This is a genomic window from Flavobacterium pectinovorum, from assembly GCF_006438875.1.
In the GTDB taxonomy this organism is placed as follows: Bacteria; Bacteroidota; Bacteroidia; order Flavobacteriales; family Flavobacteriaceae; genus Flavobacterium; species Flavobacterium pectinovorum_A.
The window spans coordinates 17,435-35,800 of sequence record NZ_RCZH01000020.1 but is presented as its reverse complement, the minus strand read 5'-3'; the positions used below and the strand labels follow the sequence as shown (position 1 = coordinate 35,800).

The 18,366-nt window shown below is 31.9% G+C and carries 18 protein-coding genes; 9 read left to right on the top strand and 9 right to left on the bottom strand.

Annotated elements, in window-relative coordinates; translation table 11 throughout:
• Nucleotides 1-169: 169 nt before the first annotated feature.
• Nucleotides 170-1,336 (bottom strand): FecR family protein, encoded by a 1,167-nt coding sequence (locus EAH81_RS22985; RefSeq protein WP_140511344.1) that lies wholly within the window; start codon nt 1,334-1,336, stop codon nt 170-172.
• Nucleotides 1,337-1,451: 115 nt separating this feature from the next.
• Here EAH81_RS22985 and EAH81_RS22980 point away from each other — a divergent pair, with 115 nt between their 5' ends.
• Nucleotides 1,452-2,042, top strand: coding sequence for an RNA polymerase sigma factor (locus EAH81_RS22980; RefSeq protein WP_140511343.1), 591 nt, complete (start codon nt 1,452-1,454; stop codon nt 2,040-2,042).
• Nucleotides 2,043-2,312: 270 nt separating this feature from the next.
• Complete coding sequence (locus tag EAH81_RS22975; protein ID WP_140511342.1) at nt 2,313-2,771, top strand: RNA methyltransferase; 459 nt, start codon at nt 2,313-2,315, stop codon at nt 2,769-2,771.
• Between the two features lie 145 nt (nt 2,772-2,916).
• Here EAH81_RS22975 and mnmE read toward each other — a convergent pair whose 3' ends face one another.
• Complete coding sequence (mnmE, locus tag EAH81_RS22970) at nt 2,917-4,317, bottom strand: tRNA uridine-5-carboxymethylaminomethyl(34) synthesis GTPase MnmE (protein WP_140511341.1); 1,401 nt, start codon at nt 4,315-4,317, stop codon at nt 2,917-2,919.
• A gap of 181 nt (nt 4,318-4,498) precedes the next feature.
• On the opposite strand from mnmE, the gene EAH81_RS22965 reads away from it, so the two are divergent.
• Together EAH81_RS22965 and EAH81_RS22960 are read left to right on the top strand one after the other, a co-directional pair.
• Nucleotides 4,499-5,332, top strand: a complete 834-nt coding sequence (locus EAH81_RS22965; protein ID WP_140511340.1) for a universal stress protein — start codon at nt 4,499-4,501, stop codon at nt 5,330-5,332.
• Between the two features lie 68 nt (nt 5,333-5,400).
• Nucleotides 5,401-7,173, top strand: coding sequence for a MutS-related protein (locus EAH81_RS22960; RefSeq protein ID WP_140511339.1), 1,773 nt, complete (start codon nt 5,401-5,403; stop codon nt 7,171-7,173).
• A gap of 353 nt (nt 7,174-7,526) precedes the next feature.
• On the opposite strand, the gene EAH81_RS22955 is transcribed toward EAH81_RS22960, so the two are convergent.
• From EAH81_RS22955 to EAH81_RS22925, 7 genes are all read right to left on the bottom strand, one after another.
• Nucleotides 7,527-8,156 (bottom strand): DsbA family protein, encoded by a 630-nt coding sequence (locus tag EAH81_RS22955; RefSeq protein ID WP_140511338.1) that lies wholly within the window; start codon nt 8,154-8,156, stop codon nt 7,527-7,529.
• A gap of 577 nt (nt 8,157-8,733) precedes the next feature.
• Complete coding sequence (dnaN, locus tag EAH81_RS22950; RefSeq protein ID WP_140511337.1) at nt 8,734-9,852, bottom strand: DNA polymerase III subunit beta; 1,119 nt, start codon at nt 9,850-9,852, stop codon at nt 8,734-8,736.
• A gap of 106 nt (nt 9,853-9,958) precedes the next feature.
• Complete coding sequence (gene gldG, locus EAH81_RS22945) at nt 9,959-11,644, bottom strand: gliding motility-associated ABC transporter substrate-binding protein GldG (RefSeq protein ID WP_140511336.1); 1,686 nt, start codon at nt 11,642-11,644, stop codon at nt 9,959-9,961.
• Nucleotides 11,644-12,369 (bottom strand): gliding motility-associated ABC transporter permease subunit GldF, encoded by a 726-nt coding sequence (gene gldF, locus EAH81_RS22940; protein ID WP_140511335.1) that lies wholly within the window; start codon nt 12,367-12,369, stop codon nt 11,644-11,646. The genes gldG and gldF overlap by 1 nt, the downstream gene beginning before the upstream one ends.
• 69 nt (nt 12,370-12,438) lie before the next feature.
• Nucleotides 12,439-12,813: a YbbC/YhhH family protein gene (locus tag EAH81_RS22935; protein ID WP_140511334.1), complete on the bottom strand. Its 375-nt coding sequence runs from the start codon at nt 12,811-12,813 to the stop codon at nt 12,439-12,441.
• Nucleotides 12,814-12,981: 168 nt separating this feature from the next.
• Nucleotides 12,982-13,278, bottom strand: a complete 297-nt coding sequence (locus tag EAH81_RS22930) for a putative quinol monooxygenase (protein WP_140511333.1) — start codon at nt 13,276-13,278, stop codon at nt 12,982-12,984.
• Nucleotides 13,279-13,700: 422 nt separating this feature from the next.
• Nucleotides 13,701-14,528, bottom strand: a complete 828-nt coding sequence (locus EAH81_RS22925; RefSeq protein WP_140511332.1) for an S-adenosyl-l-methionine hydroxide adenosyltransferase family protein — start codon at nt 14,526-14,528, stop codon at nt 13,701-13,703.
• A gap of 269 nt (nt 14,529-14,797) precedes the next feature.
• On the opposite strand from EAH81_RS22925, the gene EAH81_RS22920 reads away from it, so the two are divergent.
• The 5 genes from EAH81_RS22920 (at nt 14,798) to EAH81_RS22900 (ending at nt 18,182) form a co-directional block, all read left to right on the top strand.
• Nucleotides 14,798-15,748: a PhoH family protein gene (locus EAH81_RS22920; RefSeq protein ID WP_056190794.1), complete on the top strand. Its 951-nt coding sequence runs from the start codon at nt 14,798-14,800 to the stop codon at nt 15,746-15,748.
• A gap of 138 nt (nt 15,749-15,886) precedes the next feature.
• Entirely contained in the window at nt 15,887-16,369 is a 483-nt protein-coding gene (locus EAH81_RS22915) for a hypothetical protein (protein WP_140511331.1), read from the top strand.
• Nucleotides 16,366-16,731 carry a DUF1801 domain-containing protein gene (locus EAH81_RS22910; protein WP_140511330.1) on the top strand — a complete coding sequence of 122 codons (366 nt, stop codon included), beginning with the start codon at nt 16,366-16,368 and terminating at the stop codon, nt 16,729-16,731. Before EAH81_RS22915 ends, EAH81_RS22910 begins: the two co-directional genes overlap by 4 nt.
• On the top strand, nt 16,728-17,189 hold the full coding sequence (locus EAH81_RS22905; protein WP_140511329.1) for a DUF6985 domain-containing protein: 462 nt from the start codon (nt 16,728-16,730) through the stop codon (nt 17,187-17,189). Before EAH81_RS22910 ends, EAH81_RS22905 begins: the two co-directional genes overlap by 4 nt.
• Before the next feature lie 159 nt (nt 17,190-17,348).
• Nucleotides 17,349-18,182: a Cof-type HAD-IIB family hydrolase gene (locus EAH81_RS22900; protein WP_140511328.1), complete on the top strand. Its 834-nt coding sequence runs from the start codon at nt 17,349-17,351 to the stop codon at nt 18,180-18,182.
• Nucleotides 18,183-18,366 lie beyond the last annotated feature (184 nt).

The following is an 18,366-nucleotide window of genomic DNA, read 5'->3' as shown; positions in this document are numbered from 1 at the left end:
AATTTTGGAATGTTAATTAGTGATTAATCTTTGCGGTTTGATCACTTTACCTAAGTCGGGAAATGTTAGCGCATTTTCCGATTTTTTTTATCCAGATGATTTGGAAGAGGTATTTTAAGTGATAGTTAGTACTAAGTTTTTAAGTGGAACTACATAGGCTTATTTTAATTTAATTGATTATAATTTTGTTTTCTACGATACTGTAGTTAATCTGATAGACTTTTTTAAAGTAATTGAATACTTGCTCAATGCTTTCATGATCAGTTTCTATAGTAGCATTAAAGGTTTCTTTTGCAAGGTTTTTATTATTGTTGATGATAATTACATTGTAATGGCGTTCTAATTTTTTAATGATATTTTCAAAAGATTCTTGTCTAAAAACAAGATTTCCATTCATCCAGGAAGTATATAAAGAAGTGTTGACCTTTTCATTGGATATCTTTTTGTTATCTTTAATAAAAGTTCCTTTATAACCCGGAGACAGGAAAATTTCATTTTTACTTTTCCCTGCTGATCCTGATTCTGCCATACTTACTGAACCTTCGACAAGCACAACATCTGTAGCATCATCTTCCTGATAATTACTTACATTGAATTTAGTTCCATAAACCTGAACGTCGAGTTTGTTGGCATTTACAATAAAAGGATGTTTTTTATCGTGAGCAACTTCAAAGAAAGCTTCTCCTGTAAGGAAGATTTTTCGTTTTTCGTTTTTTATAAACTGTACAGGATAAGTCATAGAGCTTCCCGCATTCAGATAGACTACAGTTCCGTCTGAAAGCGTGATGTTAAAACGTTTTCCGTTCGGAATACTTAATGTGTTATATACTAGCTTCGTAACTTTTGGGTCATTAGTATATACCAGTTCCTTTCCATTTTGCTCACCAACTACTTTTCCATTGGCATCATATACTTTTGAAGTTCCGTCAGCTGCGATAACTTTAATATTTCCGTTTCCTAGTTTTAGCGTAATTTCATCCTTTTTAGGAACAATTATTTCTTTGGAATTATTGGCATTAAAAACATTCTTTTGTAATAAAACACCAATTCCTAAAAATATAATGGCAATGGCAGCATATTTCATTAAGGAACGAAGTCTGTATTTCTGCACTTTTTTCTTTTCCTTTCTTATTTCTTTTAATAGTGCTTTTTTAACTGTTTTAATATCCGGATTATTCATAGCCAATGTTACAGCAAAATGCGTTTTTACATAGTCCTGAAAAATCACTTGATTCTCCGGATCTTCTATCCATTTGTTCAGTATATCCAAATCCTGCATATTTGCAGACTGGGAAAAATACTTTATAATTATAATTTCGACTTTTTTGAAATCCATTTTGGGGTGGTTTTTTATGTAATACAAGGCAGAATCACAATACCCTAATTTTTTATTAATATTTTTTTCATATTCATATATTTTTTTTCTTTATTTTGCCGAATAATTACTTTTTATGGATTTTGACGATAATAAAATTTTGATGGAAAGCCTTACAAATGGAGAAGAAAAGGCGTATAAATTTCTGCTGAATAAGTTTCATAGAAAGCTTCATGCCTATGCTTTGACCTTAGTAAATGACCATTCGATGGCTCAGGATATTGTTCAGAATGTATTTTTAAAAACATGGAAAAACAGAAGCAAGCTTAATCCGGAGTTCTCCATACAAAGTTTTTTATATAAATCGGTTTATAATGAATTTATAAACAGCTATCAGCAAAATAAGGCGATGATGCTGCTACAGCAAAAATATGTGGAATCAATGCAGCATGTTGTTGAGACCACAGACGAAAATTCAATAGAACGAATGCTGGCAATCATCAATAAAGAAATCCAAAATTTACCAACTAAATGTCAACAGGTATTTATTTTAAGCAAAAAGGAGGGACTTACCAATATTGAAATAGCAGAACATCTCGATGTTTCTATTAAAACCGTTGAAGCCCAGATCAGTAAAGCTTATAAAATACTGAAAGAAAAACTCAAGGACAACTATAATATGATGTTGTTTTTGCTTTTTCATCCCGCTCATAAAGAATCTCATTAATAGTTCTAATAAAATAAAAAAACCTTCAACATTATAATAATACTGAAGGTCTGACTATCTTTTTAATTTATTTTATTAAAGGAATTTGCCTATAAGTTGCGTACTTACTAACAGCATACAGAATAGGAATGTCTTTATTTTTTGTTGTACCAATCGGGTTGAAAATTTATGATACTTTCGTTACGAATTATCTAAAGCATACCAATACTAGTGCTTCATTTCACCTCAATAAAATTGATTTATATATTTACAGTTTGTATTTTTGCCTTTATGAATGATAACTTTATAAATGAATATTTTGGGATAGGAATACAAAATGGTAAAACGCCTGAAAATTTGGGTGTTTTATGGCGATCTGCTCAAAACTTAGGCGCTACTTTTATATTTACTATTGGTAATCGATATGCCAAACAAGCTTCTGATACTCATGATGCAGTAAAGTCAATTCCCTATTTTCATTATGATACTTTTGAAGCATTTTTTGAAAACCTACCTAAAGGTGCGCGATTGGTTGGTGTTGAATTAGATGAAAAAGCTTCTGATTTGGAAACCTTTGAACATCCAAGACGTTGTGTTTATTTATTAGGCGCAGAAGATCATGGTTTGTCCAAAAAAGTAATGGATAAGTGCCATCATTTAGTAAAATTCAAATCAGAAAAAAGCTTAAATGTAGCCGTTGCCGGAACTATTATCATGTACGACAGAAACTTGCCGAAACCAAGATCTTAGAATAAAACGGCATTATCATAGCAATTATAACTGAGAGGAAGCTACAAGCTCTATTCTTTATCCAAAGTAAAAAAGGAATAAAAAAACGAGTAAAAATATTATTTATTAATACTCTTACTCGTTTATTTGTTTTTATTTCGTCTGTCTATTTTCCGATGCAGAAATTTGCAAAGATATTCCCCAGTAATTCGTCGTTTGAGACCTGACCTGTAATAAGCCCAAATTGATATAAAGCTTCACGAATATCAAGAGCTATAAGGTCGCTCGACAAATTAGTTTCAAGACCGTATTTGACTTTTTGTATTTCATCTAAAGCTTTCAATAAGGAATCATAATGTCTTGTATTCGTAACGATTGTTTCATTATTACGAAGAGCACCAGTATTTACGAAAGAAAGTAATTCATTCTTTAATTCATCAACACCAATTTTCTCTTTAGCAGAAATTTTCAAAAGTTTCAAGTTTAAAGTTTCAAGTTTTTCATTGATCGTTTGAATTTCATTTTCACTTAATAAATCCACTTTATTAATGACAACTAAAATTGGTTTTAAAGGATATTTATTTTTAACTTTTTCTATTTCAACAATATATTCAGAACCTGAAACCTGAAACTTAAAACCATCAAACAAAAATATAACAACTTGTGCCTGCTCAATTTTTTCGAAGGTTTTTTTGATTCCGATGCTTTCTACAACATCTTTCGTTTCGCGGATTCCAGCTGTATCAATGAATCTAAAACCAATTCCGCCAATTACCAATACGTCTTCGATAGTATCACGGGTTGTTCCTGCAATGTCCGAAACTATGGCGCGTTCTTCGTTTAGTAAAGCATTTAAAAGAGTCGATTTTCCAACATTTGGTTCACCAACAATTGCAACCGGAATTCCGTTTTTGATTACATTTCCAACAGCAAACGAATCAATTAAACGTTTTAATACGAATTCGATTCTATTTAATAATTCATGAAATTGAGTTCTGTCTGCAAATTCCACATCTTCTTCTGCAAAATCCAATTCCAATTCAATTAGAGAAGCAAAATTCAAAAGTTCTTCACGTAATTTGGCAATTTCATTACTAAAACCACCGCGCATTTGCTGCATCGCAATTTGGTGAGAAGCTTCATTATCAGATGAAATCAAATCGGCAACAGCTTCTGCCTGAGATAAATCCAATTTTCCGTTAAGGAAAGCTCTTAATGTAAATTCACCTGCATCAGCCATTCTACAGCCTTTTCTCAATAGTAATTGAATAATTTGCTGCTGAATATAAGTAGATCCATGGCATGAAATCTCAATCGTATTTTCGCCTGTATAAGAATTTGGCCCCTTAAAAACAGAAACCAAAACTTCATCCAGTGTTTTTGAATCATCAACAATATGACCCAAATGCAGCGTATGTGTTTTTTGTTTGGTTAAATCTTTGTTTTTGATGGATTTAAAAACTGAATCTCCAATGGTAATAGCATCAGAACCTGAAATACGGATAATAGCAATAGCTCCAGCTCCAGATGGAGTAGCCAATGCAACTATAGAATCTTGATTTATCATGCTGCAAAGGTATAAAAAAGCCGTAAAGATAACAACCTGAACTAAAGAGGGAAATGAGAATTTTATAGCTTATAAAATGGAGTTTTAGGAGAATATTAAATGTTAAAATACTGATAATTGTCAGGTTATTTTGTTTTTAGAATGATTAAATTTGAGAAACAAACCAGTAATCTCAAACAAAATGAAAAAGATACTATTTCCAACAGACTTTTCTGAAGCAGCTACAAATGCTTTTGTTCATGCTTTAGAATTTGCAAAAATTGTTAATGCCGAACTTATTTTGCTGCATACTTTTGAGATCCCGGTTTATGACAGCCAGTTCTTTCCGGAAAATTATGCATCGATTTATAGTTCGATCGAATTAGCAAAATTCGAAATGTTTAAGGATGAAATTCCAAAACTGAGAGCCATTGCTGAAGAACGAAAATTAGATGATATTGTAATAAAACATCGTTTGATGGACGGCGATTTAATTTATAATTTAAAAAATGCAGTAGAAGAAGATAAAATTGATTTTGTGATAATGGGAACTTCAGGAGTTAATGACTGGACAAAATTCTTTCTTGGATCGAATACAAGTTCCGTAATTTCAGAAGTAAAAGTTCCCGTTTTATGTATTCCTGCTGATGCAAAATTCAAAAAGATTAAAATAATTGGTTTCACAACACGCTATCGTGAAAAAGATAAGTCAGAGCTAAAAAAGGTTCTGGAAATTGCAAAAAAAACAAATGCAAAAGTAAAAAGCTTATATGTTAAAACTTCCGGTTCAGATGTTTCTGATGCTACTATTAAAGAATGGGAAAAAGAATTTGCAAATGAAAATGTCGAATTTCTGGTCTTGCCAAGTGATGAAGTAAAAGAAACCATACTTGATTTTATACTTTATAAAGATGTTGATATTCTGACTACAATAACTCATAAAAGATCGTTCTTTGAAAGTATTTTTGAATCTAGTTTTTCGAAGAAAATTGCCAAAGAAGTTTCAATTCCGGTTTTAGTAATGCATGAAACCTAAAATCTAATATATATTGATGGTAATTTGTAAGTGTAAAACCTATATTTGTATTTCATTAAAATCTAAGAATGGAAGCATATAATAATAAAGTTGAACATTATACAACACTTTTTCATAAAATCAATAAAAGATATAACAGCATAAGTATTCTACGCCTTTTAACCGTTTTTCTGGGTTTGTTTTTATTGTTTTATTACATAAAAACCAATGAAATTCTTTACGTAGTTTTTGCTTTTCTATCTTTTGTTGGTTTTCTTTTTTTGATGCGAATTCATTCTGCGTTGTCATTTCAAAAAGAACTTACTTCAGCGATTTTAAAAATTAATAAAAATGAGATTTCATTTTTAAAAAGAGAAAAACTTCCTTTTGAAAATGGAATAGAATTCAATGATTTTCATCATCCTTATGCTTACGATTTGGATATTTTTGGAGATCATTCTTTATTTCAAAATATAAACAGAACGGCAACTTTTACAGGAAAAAAAACATTAGCAAATCAATTATTGAAGTTGTCTTCTAATGAAACAATTCTGGAAAATCAGGAAGCAATAAATGAACTTAATGCTAAAATTGACTGGCGTCAGGATTTCCTGGCTTTGGCAATGATTAGTAATGATTCTAAAAGTTCGTATGATTCTTTAATACATTGGAATTCATTTAAAAATAATGCGCTACCTAAAGCTTTAGTTGCTGCATCAATTGTTCTTCCAACATTATTCTTCGGTTTTTTAATTGCCTATTTTGTCACTTCAAAAATGATTTTATTGTCTTATGTCACTTATATTTTTATAGCAAATATGATTGTTTTAGGGCAGTCTTTCAAACGAATTCAATCTGAGATTGCTAAAGCTGATAATGTTGACAAAATAATTAAACAATACAGTTTATTAGTTCAGAAAATTGAAAAAGAAACTTTTCAGTCCAAAAAATTAGTTGATTTTCAGCAACAATTAATTTTTAAAAATGCAACAGCAAGTACACACTTAAAAGATTTATCAGAGTTGTTTTCAAGAATGGATACGATTAACAATTTTGTTACGGCAATTGTTTTTAACGGAACCTTTTTGTTTAATCTGCATGTTTTGAGAGCCCTATTAAAATGGAAAGACAATTATTCGACCGAACTCGAAAAATGGATTGCTATTATTGGAGAATTTGAGGCTTTAAACAGTTTGGCAAATCTCGCTTATAATAATCCTGATTTTGTTTTCCCTGAGATCAATTCCGAATTTAAAATTGGATTCTCAGATTTAAGTCATCCTTTACTAAATCCGACAACGAGAGTAGGGAATGATACTCATTTTTATCCGGAATCATTCGTGATTTTGACCGGTTCTAATATGTCCGGAAAAAGTACTTTTTTAAGAAGTTTAGGGATTAATATGGTTTTAGGCGGAATAGGTTCAGTTGTTTGTGCTTCAAAAGCTAATATTCATCCACTTCCAGTATTGGTTTCAATGCGATTATCAGATTCCTTAGCTGATAGTGAATCGTACTTTTTTGCCGAAATCAAGCGTTTAAAACAAATTATGGATGCCTTAGAAGAGCAGCCTGCTTTTGTTTTGCTGGATGAAATTTTAAGAGGAACAAACTCTGATGATAAACGAAACGGTACTATTGAAGTAGTTAAAAAAATCATTGCAAAAAAGGCCATTGGCGCAATAGCAACACATGATATCGAAGTTTGCCTGACAACAAATGAGTATCCTAATATTCTAACCAACCAATGCTTTGAAGTCCAAATCCAAAATAACGAACTTCATTTTGATTATAAACTTAGAAATGGAATCTGTAAAAATAAAAGCGCTACTTTTTTAATGCAGAAAATGGGGGTGATATAATCTTAGATTTTAGAGTGTAGATTTTAGATTAGAGAACAAAGATTTTAGAACAAAGAGTAAAGATTTTAGATTATAGAGTTTGATCTGGATTGTCATTCTTAGCGATGTCGGAGATAGTAACGACTTATACAATAGTTTGTCATATCTGGTTTTTTTTAAGAAGTTCCAGAGGAACGAAACATATTGTAGGGATGTCCCGAGGCTTCGGGATTAATACATCTCTCGCAATGCAAACACAATCTTGTCATCCCGAGGAACGAGGGATCTCCGCAAGAAACTCCGTAATCAAAATACACAATCTTTGTCGAGCTACTTACGGAGATCCCTCGTTCCTCGGGATGACAAGATCGCGGTTATTTCTGCATTTCCTTAATCGTATTTACAAAAGCTTCAACGGGCTGCGCTCCGGAAACGGCATATTTTCGATCAAAGACAAAAAACGGAACACCTTGCACGCCAATTTCCTGCGCTTCTTTAATATCGTTCTCAACGTCTTTTAAAAATAAGTCTTCATCTTTTAATACTTCTAAAACCTGATTCTGATCTAAACCAGCTTTGATGGCCAATTCGATTAGGGTTGGACCATCATTTAAGTCTCGCCCTTCAGTAAAATAAGCTTTAAAGAAGATTTCTTCCATTTCATCGCCTAATTTTTTGGCTTTAGCCAAATGTATAATACGATGTGCTGTCAAAGAATTTGAGATTATAGCTTTGTCAAAATGATAATCCAAACCAACGCTTTTTGCACGTTCTACGACACCTTTGTGCATTTCTATAGATTGTTCAACAGAAATACCTTTTCGTTCAGCAAGAAACGTATAAACGTCTTTTCCTGATTGTGGCGTAATAGTTGGATCAAGTTGAAAGCTTTTCCACTCAATTTCAAATTCATCATTTGGAAACTCAGCTAAAGCGGTTTCCAGTTGTCTTTTTCCGATATAACAAAACGGACACATGATGTCCGACCAAATTTCTATTTTCATATTACAAAGTTAGAAAAAAAATGTTTCAGGTTTGAAGTTTCAGGTTTTTTGGCTTTCGAGAGCTTTGTGAAAGTTTTAAACCAAGAGTGTAAGGAACTTTGTCGAAAGCCTAAGCTCAAAGTTGATATACGCATTTTTGTCATTTCGACCGAAGGGAGAAATCACATAAAGTAGCTCGTCAACAGTGCGTTCTCCCCGCGTGTGATTTCTCCCTTCGTTCGAAATGACAAGATTGTGGCTATTTTGTGTGATTTTTTTTAAAAATCGTTGTCAAATTAAAGTTCCTTACACTCTTGGTTTTAAACTTTTACAAAGCTTACATCGTAAATTTTATGTTTAGCAAACTCGACAGGTTTTAAAAACCTGTCGGGTTTATTATAAACACAAAGTTATAAAACTTGAAACTTCAAACTTGAAACAAAAAAAACACTCTTAAAATAAAAAACCGCAACTCTTTTTGAGAATTGCGGTTTCTAGGTATAAAAAATGGTTGGTTAATAGCGATATTTTTTTTTACAATGATATGTCTTTAATTTGAAACTAAAAAAAATCCCTGTAACAAAAAGTACTTTTGATGTTAACTATTTAACATTACGGGCATTACCAACATTGTTACTGTTTCTCCTTCTTCTAAACCATCAACAGGCGTAAGAATACCAGCTCTGTTAGGCAATGACATCTCTAGCATGATCATATCTGATTGTAGGTTAGTCAACATCTCTGTTAAAAAACGAGAGTTGAAACCAATTTGAAGATCATCTCCTTGGTAATCACAAGTCAATCTTTCTTCGGCTTTGTTTGAGTAATCGATATCTTCAGCAGAAACATTTAATTCAGCTCCGGCGATTTTTAAACGAATCTGGTGTGTTGTTTTGTTTGAGAAAATCGCAACACGTTTAACTGAACTTAAAAATAAAGAACGGTCAATCATTAATTTGTTTGGATTCTCCTTTGGAATTACCGCTTCATAATTAGGGTATTTTCCATCAATTAAACGGCACATTAAAATATAATTGTCAAATGAGAAAGTCGCATTCGAATCGTTGTATTCAATTTTTACTTCAGCATCAGAAGATCCAAGAATACTTTTTAAGATATTCAAAGGTTTCTTTGGCATAATAAAATCTGCAACCTGAGACGCTTTTACATCTGTACGGGCATATTTTACTAATTTGTGAGCATCTGTTGCAACAAAAGTCAATCCTTCTGGTGAGAACTGGAAGAAAACTCCAGACATTACCGGACGTAAATCGTCGTTTCCGGCAGCGAAAATTGTTTTGCTTACAGCAGTTGCCAAAACATCTGCAGGAACAAGTGTTACAGATGGATCTTCAAGGTTTACTGCTTTAGGAAATTCTTCTCCCGCAGCATATGCCAATGCATATTTTCCTGAATTTGAACTGATTTCAACTGTATTGTTATCTTCAACTGTAAAAGTTAAAGGCTGTTCCGGGAACGTTTTCAAAATTTCAAGCAAAAGTTTAGCTGGCACAGCAACACTTCCTTTGCTTGTAGAATCAATTGATAATGTAGCCGACATTGTAGTTTCAAGATCCGAAGCCGAAACTGTCAACTCAACATTGTCTAGTTCAAATAAAAAGTTATCTAAAATAGGCAACGTATTGTTACTGTTGATTACACTACCTAAAACTTGTAATTGTTTTAATAAGTACGAACTCGATACTATAAATTTCATCTCTTTTGTTTTATTTTTTGGTGTATTCTTTAGCATTTAGACGCTAAAGATACGGATTACAAATATATCGTAAACAATCTTAGTTTTGCAAATTTTTTATTAACATCTATTTGCTGTATTTTCTTTTTCGTAAGTAAGTAAAGGCTAATCCGAAAACCAATAAAATTAGAATTGGAAGTCCGATAGTTATGAATTGCGTCATTGTATAATTCTCGTAAACCTTCTCTTTGTCCAATAATGGCAAACTAACATCTTTGCTTCTAATGTTAATAAGTCCGGTATCATCCAACAAATAATTAATACAATTCATCATGAAATCTTTGTTGTCGTATAGGTTTCCGGTACGTTGATCGTAACCTAATTCTACAGGCATCATGTTTTTGTCTAATTGATTTCTCGCCAAATCTCCATCGGCAATTACAATCATTTTGTTTGGTTTTCCTTTTGCTAAAAACGAATTTTCTTTAAACGGCAATACGCGATTCTCAAAAGCCGAGTGAAACGAACCTTCCAGTAAAACAGAAAGCGGAATGTTTCCTTTATTTATATAATCCTGTGGAGAAGTTTTTTCGGTTACAATATTCAAACTGATTTCTGCAGGTGATCCAACGGTTTTAGAATATTGAGACGATTGCAATAAAACCGTTTTTTTGATTCCGTTTTTCAAAGTATCAATCGGGCTTGCGAAATCAAATTTAATTTCCCCCAGATTTTTTACTATCGGATTATTGCTCGTTGGTACTACAATAGGGGCATACTTCCAAACAAAATCCTGGTATTGTGTAGCACTTCCTTGTTCGCCAGTAGCTAATTTTATAGGGCTTCCATGTTCGTCTTTTACTAAATCGGGATTAATTCTGAATCCGTATTTAAAGAACATATCATTCAGATTCAAATCTCTTGGATATGCCAACGTTGCACCGGATTGATTGTATAAACTGTCCATATCAGCCGCAACCTGATCAATTAGCCACAAGGTTTTCCCACCATTCATAATAAACTGATCCAAAACCTGTTTTTCTTCATCAGAAAAAGTTTCAGTTGGTTTTGAGATAATCGCTAAATCATATTTTTTTAAAGCGTCTAAAGTTCCTGTTGGATTTTGAGCCACAGAATCTAAAGTGAAAGGTCCTATATAGTAACTTTCACGAATTTGCTGTAATAATTTAGCAATGTGAACTTCACTTAATTCTCCGTTTCCTTTTATAATCGCAACCTTCTTTTGTCTGTCTTTGCTGATTTTATTAATAGCATCAGCAATCGAATATTCTAAATGCTGAATTGACCCAATTACTTTTTGCGTCGTCGAAGCGCCCATAATGTTTTTCAACAAAGGAATATTAACTTCTTTATTATTATAAACCGCAACTGCCCAAGGAAAAACCATTGCCTGAGATTGTTTTCCTTTATTGTCAACAGTGATGTTTATTGGCGTAAGACCCTTTTGATAAAGAGATTTTACAACATCCATGTTTTCGTCTCCGTTTTCTAACGGATTAACAAATTCAAAAACAATATTGCTGTTATAAGCCTGAAACTCTTCCAGTAATTGTTTTGTTTCTAGCTGTAAACGTTTAAAATCTGCCGGCAAATCGCCTTGCATATAAATCTTGATCGACAACGGGTTTTTTACCTGTTTTACAATTTGTAAAGAAGTTTCAGATAAAGTATATCGTTTGTCTTTGGTTAAATCAAATCGGTGGAAAAATAAACTTCCCAATACATTTAAAACGATTAAAACAAAAACCGTAATACCTAACGTTTTGATATTTTGTTGAGTAGATACTTTCATTATGCTTTAAAAGATTTTAATTGATAAACTGTAAAAGACAGAAATAATACGGTGATGCTCAAAAAATAAAGAACATCGCGTGTATCAATAACGCCTCGACTCATACTTTTAAAGTGATCCTGCATACCAAATGCCGAAACAATTGTAGAAGATCCGGGAATCAATGAAGCCAATCCTTCAAATCCAAAATAGAAAATAAAGCACAGAAAAACGGCAATAATAAAAGCAACGATTTGATTTTCGGATAACGTAGAAGTAAAAATTCCGATAGCTGAATAAGCCGCAATCAGAAATAATAATCCAAAATAAGAACCAATTGTACTTCCCATATCGATATTTCCTTCGGGTGCACCCAAATTAGAAATCACTTTTACATATATAAAGGTTGGAATAATTGCCAAAACAATCAATAGGAGGGAACCTAAAAATTTTCCGTTTACGATTTCCCAAATTGATAATGGTTTAGTTAGAAGCAATTCTAATGTTCCTTGTTTTTTTTCATCAGAGAAACTTCTCATTGTAACCGCAGGAATCAAGAAAATTAAAATCCATGGCGCCAAAGTAAAAAACGGAGTCAAATCGGCATAACCACTGTTTAATATGTTGTAATCTCCTTCGAATACCCATAAAAATAGTCCATTGCTAATTAAGAAAATAGCAATGACCAAATAGCCAATAGGAGAGCCAAAAAAGGATTTTATTTCTCGTAAAATGATTGATTTCATGTAACTTATTTTTGTTTCAAGTTTTTTTGTTTCAGGTTTCAGTTTTTTGAACTCTGAAAGCTTTAAAAATTATTTTCCGTGTGTTATTTTTATGATCTTTGAGTTTTTGGAATCAATAATTATTAAAAATGTTCCTCCCAAATAATCTTCGGGCAAAGTTCCTGAAATAACCCAGTAATTTTGCAATAAATAAATTTCATACGGTCTTTGTTTTTCAATGTTTTGTTTGCCGTAAATTTCGAATAAAATTGGTTCTGCGATTTTAATTGCAATAACACTGTCTTTTATTAGTATTGTTTTATTATTAATAATATTATGTTGCACTTCTTTAGATAAAGCTCTTTTTAACTCTTCTTGCGCATATTCTTTACCTAAAACTAAACGTTTATTTTGCGAACAACTACTAAGCGAAACTAATAAAAGACATAAGAAAATGTATTTCATAATTAGATTTATTATTTTTTGTCTCAAGTTTCAGGTTTCATGTCCACACAGCTTTGCGAACTTTGCTATTTCTAAAACGATTTAAATATAATCTTTGCGTTCTCTGCGGTTACTTCGTTCCAATATTCAGATTCAGCATATATCCTGAAACCTGAAACTTGAAACAAACTAATTCAAACTAACAATCTTGTCAACGCTCCACGCTTCTGGTTTTGCATTGAACAGTGTTTTTGTAAAACTCCAAACCGAATTAAATAATTCAGATTTTCTGTAATTTTCTAAATCTTCTTCAGTTTCCCAATAACTGTAAGTAAAAAAGATGCTTTTGTCATTCTTATCCTGATACAATTCTAAAAAACGATTTCCTTCAGCATTTCGTATTTTGTCTTTCACGCTTTCAAAATTCTCCAGAAAATCCGGAATCTTTTCTTCGTGAAAACTCATTTTTACTATTCTAACAAACATGTGTTTAATTTTAGATTTTAGATTGCTGATTTTAGATTGTTGAATGTCTAAAGATCTTACAGGTGCGCAAAAATACCAAAATTGATTGTTCTTTTTATGAAAAATTAAAATATTATAAAATAGTTTTTACCGCAATGTTGTCATCTTAACAAAGGAGAGATCGCATTTGTAATTCCGTAACGAATATCACCAATCTTTGTCGAGTTTCGAGTGTGATTTCTCTCCCGAAGCCTCGGGATCGAAATGACATACTAAACGTAAACATTCTTATGAAAAAGATTGAAACGGATAGCGGGATTAGCTCTTAAAAAATTGCTTTTATCATAGAAATCGAAATGACAAAGCCACGAGAAAATCTGTATCTATCAGCTTAAATCAGTTAAAATCTCCGTGCCATTTTTTAGATATTCAATACTCTAAACTTATAAAAACTTAATCGTAATCACATCACGATAATTCAATCCTAAAAGGCTATTTGCTGAACCAACTTTTGAAGGATTACTCCTAAAAATGGCAATTTCAAGAAAACCGGCTTCGTTAAAAATAGCCAGCTTTTCGCCTTCGTAAGTTTTAATGGGATATTTGTCTGATGTTGCTATTGCAGAGTAATTTGGCAGAATTGTTTTGATACTTTTTGGCTTCATTACAATTTCGTACGGACGCCCTTTTGCGATTTCTACAAACTGCTTTTTGGAAATATTAGTTACAATGTTTCCAAAATGATCAATGTAAATTACATATCCTTTTATAGAGCTTCCGTCGTTTGAGATTACAGGTTGCAGCTCTGTAATTTGTTTAATTTCTGCGATTTCTTTTCCAATAACATTTAGTAATCCGCCTTTAGAAATATGGCTGGCAACTTTTATAAAAATATCCAAATCGCTGAATTCACTCGGAAAACGATCGTGTATATTGATGGCAACAATTTTTTGCGGAACAATTTTCTGCGTAAGCATGCTTAGAATACCATTATCGGCACAAATAAAGAAATGATCATTCCATTGCATGGCAATATGCTGATTCTCTTTATTGCGTTCGATATCGACACCAATTAAGTGAACGGTTCCTTTTGGGAAACTCAAATAAGATGCGCCAACAATGTAACTTGCTTCAGCAGTGTTAAATGGATCTATGTCATGCGAAATATCAACAATTGTAACCTCTGGATACTCAGATAATATTTTACCCTTAAGCGAACCAACAAAGTGGTCTTTTAAGCCGTAATCGGTAGTAAGGGTAATTATTGACATAATTTTGTTTATAACTATTGGTAGTATTTAAATCTAATTTTCATTAAATTTGAGAAATGCAAAGCTAATAATAGTAAATGCAAATTGAAAGAAAGAAAAGACAAATTGCGATAAATATATAGTAGTCTTAGTTTTCAGTTTCAGTTTTCAGTTTTTTAACGATAATGATTTTAAAACTCCGACTGTCACTGAAAACTTTAAACTAAAAAAATACCCGACAACCACTGATTTATAAAAACTGATTTATTTTTAATTTAAAACTATCTCATTTGAACGAAAGAATTATCGAGCTCATAGACATCGCTCCAAAAGACTTTTGGGGCGCTCAAGACACTCATCTTGAAATAATTAAAAAGTATTACCCAAAGCTTAAAATAGTAGCGAGAGGTACCACTTTGAAAGCATTTGGCGAAAAAGAAGTTCTAGATGAATTCGAAAAAAGATTTCAGAGGCTTATGCTTCATTTTACAAGATACAACAACATTGATGATAATGTAATTGAACGTGTAATAATGAGTGATGGTCAGGATGAAAGAAAATCATACGATCATGACAAAATATTAGTTCATGGAGTTGGCGGTAAAATAATTAAAGCCATGACGCCTAACCAGCAACTATTGGTAGATACCATCAAAAAAAACGATATGGTATTTGCTGTTGGTCCAGCCGGAACAGGAAAAACGTACACTGGTGTTGCAATGGCGGTTAAAGCGCTTAAAGACAAGGAAGTAAAAAGGATAATACTAACGCGACCGGCGGTAGAAGCAGGAGAAAATCTTGGTTTTTTACCCGGCGATATGAAAGAAAAACTAGATCCTTACATGCAGCCTCTTTATGATGCTTTGCGCGATATGCTGCCAAACGAAAAGCTCGAAGATTACATTTTAAAAGGAATTATACAGATTGCGCCATTGGCATTTATGCGTGGACGTACGCTTGATAATGCCTTTGTAATTCTCGATGAAGCGCAGAATACGACACACTCGCAAATGAAAATGTTTTTGACCCGTATGGGAAAAAATGCCAAATTCATGATTACGGGTGATCCTGGACAGGTCGATTTACCACGCAGAACTATTTCTGGTCTTAAAGAAGCAATCTTGGTTCTGAAAGACGTTGACGGAATCGGAATTATTTATCTTGATGATAAGGATATCGTACGTCACAGATTAGTCAAAAAGGTAATTGATGCTTATAAACAAATAGAAAATCACGATTAATTTTTTATAAAGTGTCAAATGTAAATCGTGAAATGTGATTTGACATTTACTAATATTCGTTTTCTACATAATCTAAAGACAGATATGCAGGAAACGAATATTTTTTTTGATAAATTTGAAAATTAAAATTTCTATTTGATGACAATTAAAACACTGAGTTTAGTAGTTCTTATTTTTTCTATTTCGTGTAAGAAAACAGAAAGTACCCCGAAAAATTTTGTTGGAACCTGGTATGATACCGGATTTAAAGCCGAGAATAAGACCACTTTAAAAATACTCGATAATAATACATTTTTATATAACGGGGGAAGCAGCGACTGGACAGGTTTCTCTAACGGAAGTTGGAAAATAATAGGAGATACCATAGAATTAAGTAGTACAAAAATGGAAGATTGCTATAATGTTTCTCCTTTTTCTGATTGTAATTCTTCTGATGGAAAAAATAAAGTTACGACAACAATACCTGGCTGTACGCCTGATATTGATGTTTCATTTGTAGTTCTTAACAAAGAAAAATTTTATATGAGGAATGATTCTTTGATACATAAAAGTAAAGTTAATTCTAAATGCACGGATAAGTTAAAAATAAGTTTTGCAAGAACTCCAAAAAGTAAAAAATGACAAAATTGGATGATTTCTATTTAAACCAAGAAGAGCCTGTAAAGGGAATCTTTCTTGCATTAAAAGAAATTATTCTAAAACAAGACCAAAACATTACTAATGTTTTAAAATATGGAATGCCATTTTTTTGTTATAAGGGAAAAATGTTTTGCTACTTATGGATTCATAAAAAAAACAAACAGCCTTATATTGGAATTGTAGAAGGCAAACACTTTGAAGAGTCTTTTTTGATTCAGGAAAATCGGTCAAGGATGAAAATTATGATGCTGAATAATAATGAAGATTTGCCTTTGGAACAAATTGAAAGGGTTATTGAGAAGGCTATAAATTTATATAAAACTGGGATTATAAAAATTACATGAAATCAAAAATTGTTGGAGAACTTAAACCTTTGGAACATGATTTAGATTTTTTTGAAAGTGAGCCATATCCAATACCGTATTTTAATAATAAAAAATTAAAAATTGGGTTTGTGGATGCCAGATATCCTTCATATTTGTTTGAAGCAGATGAAGTATTAGAGAATTTTCTAAAACTTGATGTGAAAGAAAGTATTAAAAATGCGCAACTAGTTTTCAATTATTATGATGAAATTTTAAAATTTGGATATACGAAACGATTAGATATTAAAACTGTTGAAGAAGTTTGGAATTTTGTTTATCCATCTGAAATAATTATTGATTGGGATGAAAATGGAGTTTTTTATTTATGTGTTTCTTGTGGATGTGAATGGGAAGAAGAACACGGACTTCAGTTAGTTTTTAAAAATGGCCTGAGTTTGACTAAAGCAAGTGGACATGGTGAAAGTTATGAAGATTAATTAGTAAAATAAAGACGAAAAGTGCTGAATATTCAATATTTAACGAAATAGTTAAATAAATAATAAACTTCGCTTATTTCAGGCTTTTACGGTTTGTAATCTTTGCTCTTCTGAGCGTAAAGCCGTAAATTTGCAATTCATAAAATACTTGATTTTAATATGACTTCTAAACTTAAGAATATAAAAGTTGTTGTAAGTGACTTAGATGGAACTTTACTCAATCCACAGCATAAAATATCTGATTATACTAAATCTGTTTTTCAGGAACTACACAATCAAAATTACCTTATTGTTGTTGCTACAGGCCGTCACCATCTTGACGCAATGGCGATTATTGAAAAACTTGAAGTTCCGGTTTATTTGGTAAGCTCAAACGGAGCAAGAATTCATTCGCCTGATAAAGAACAACTTTTTGCATTTAACTTAGAAAGTGATATTGTAAAAGCAGCATTAAATGTTGAAATTGATCCTGAAATTACGGTCGTTTTATTCAAAGAGAATGTTTGGCAGACCAATAGAATAAGTGAAAAACTAAACGCTTTTCAAGAGGAATTAAAATATCGTCCTGAATTGGTAGATTATGAAACACTGGAAGATTTTGGTGCAATAAAAATATTCTTTTCGCACGACAATCACGAAAAATTGGTAGTACTAAAAGATGCCATTTTAGCTAATTCCTCAGAAAATTTGCATCATGCTTTTAGCTTGCCAACTTGTCTGGAATTTATGGATAAATCTATTGATAAAGCGGTTGCAATATTGCGTGTTCTTGAAAAAGAAGGATTTTCTCCGGAAGAAGCTGTTTCGTTTGGAGATGGTTTCAACGATGTTCAAATGTTATCGTTAACCGGAAAAGGATTAATCATGGGGAATGCTCCTGCATTATTAAAAGAAACTTTACCTGATTTAGAAGTTATTAGCACAAATGCTGAAGACGGTGTAGCAAAATATATTTCGTCAAAAATATTGAATAAAGAATTTGTTGCAGGCTAAACAATAAATAAGTAATAGCATAAATAAATTATAGAGTTTGAGAAATTATTTTTTTGAACTTTTATTAAATATTAAGATCCTTGAAGATAATTCTTCAAGGATTTTTTTTGTTATTTAGTACAACTCAAAGAATTTCGTAAGCAAATTATTAAAACATTTTTTTAATAATTTTCAAAGTGTATTT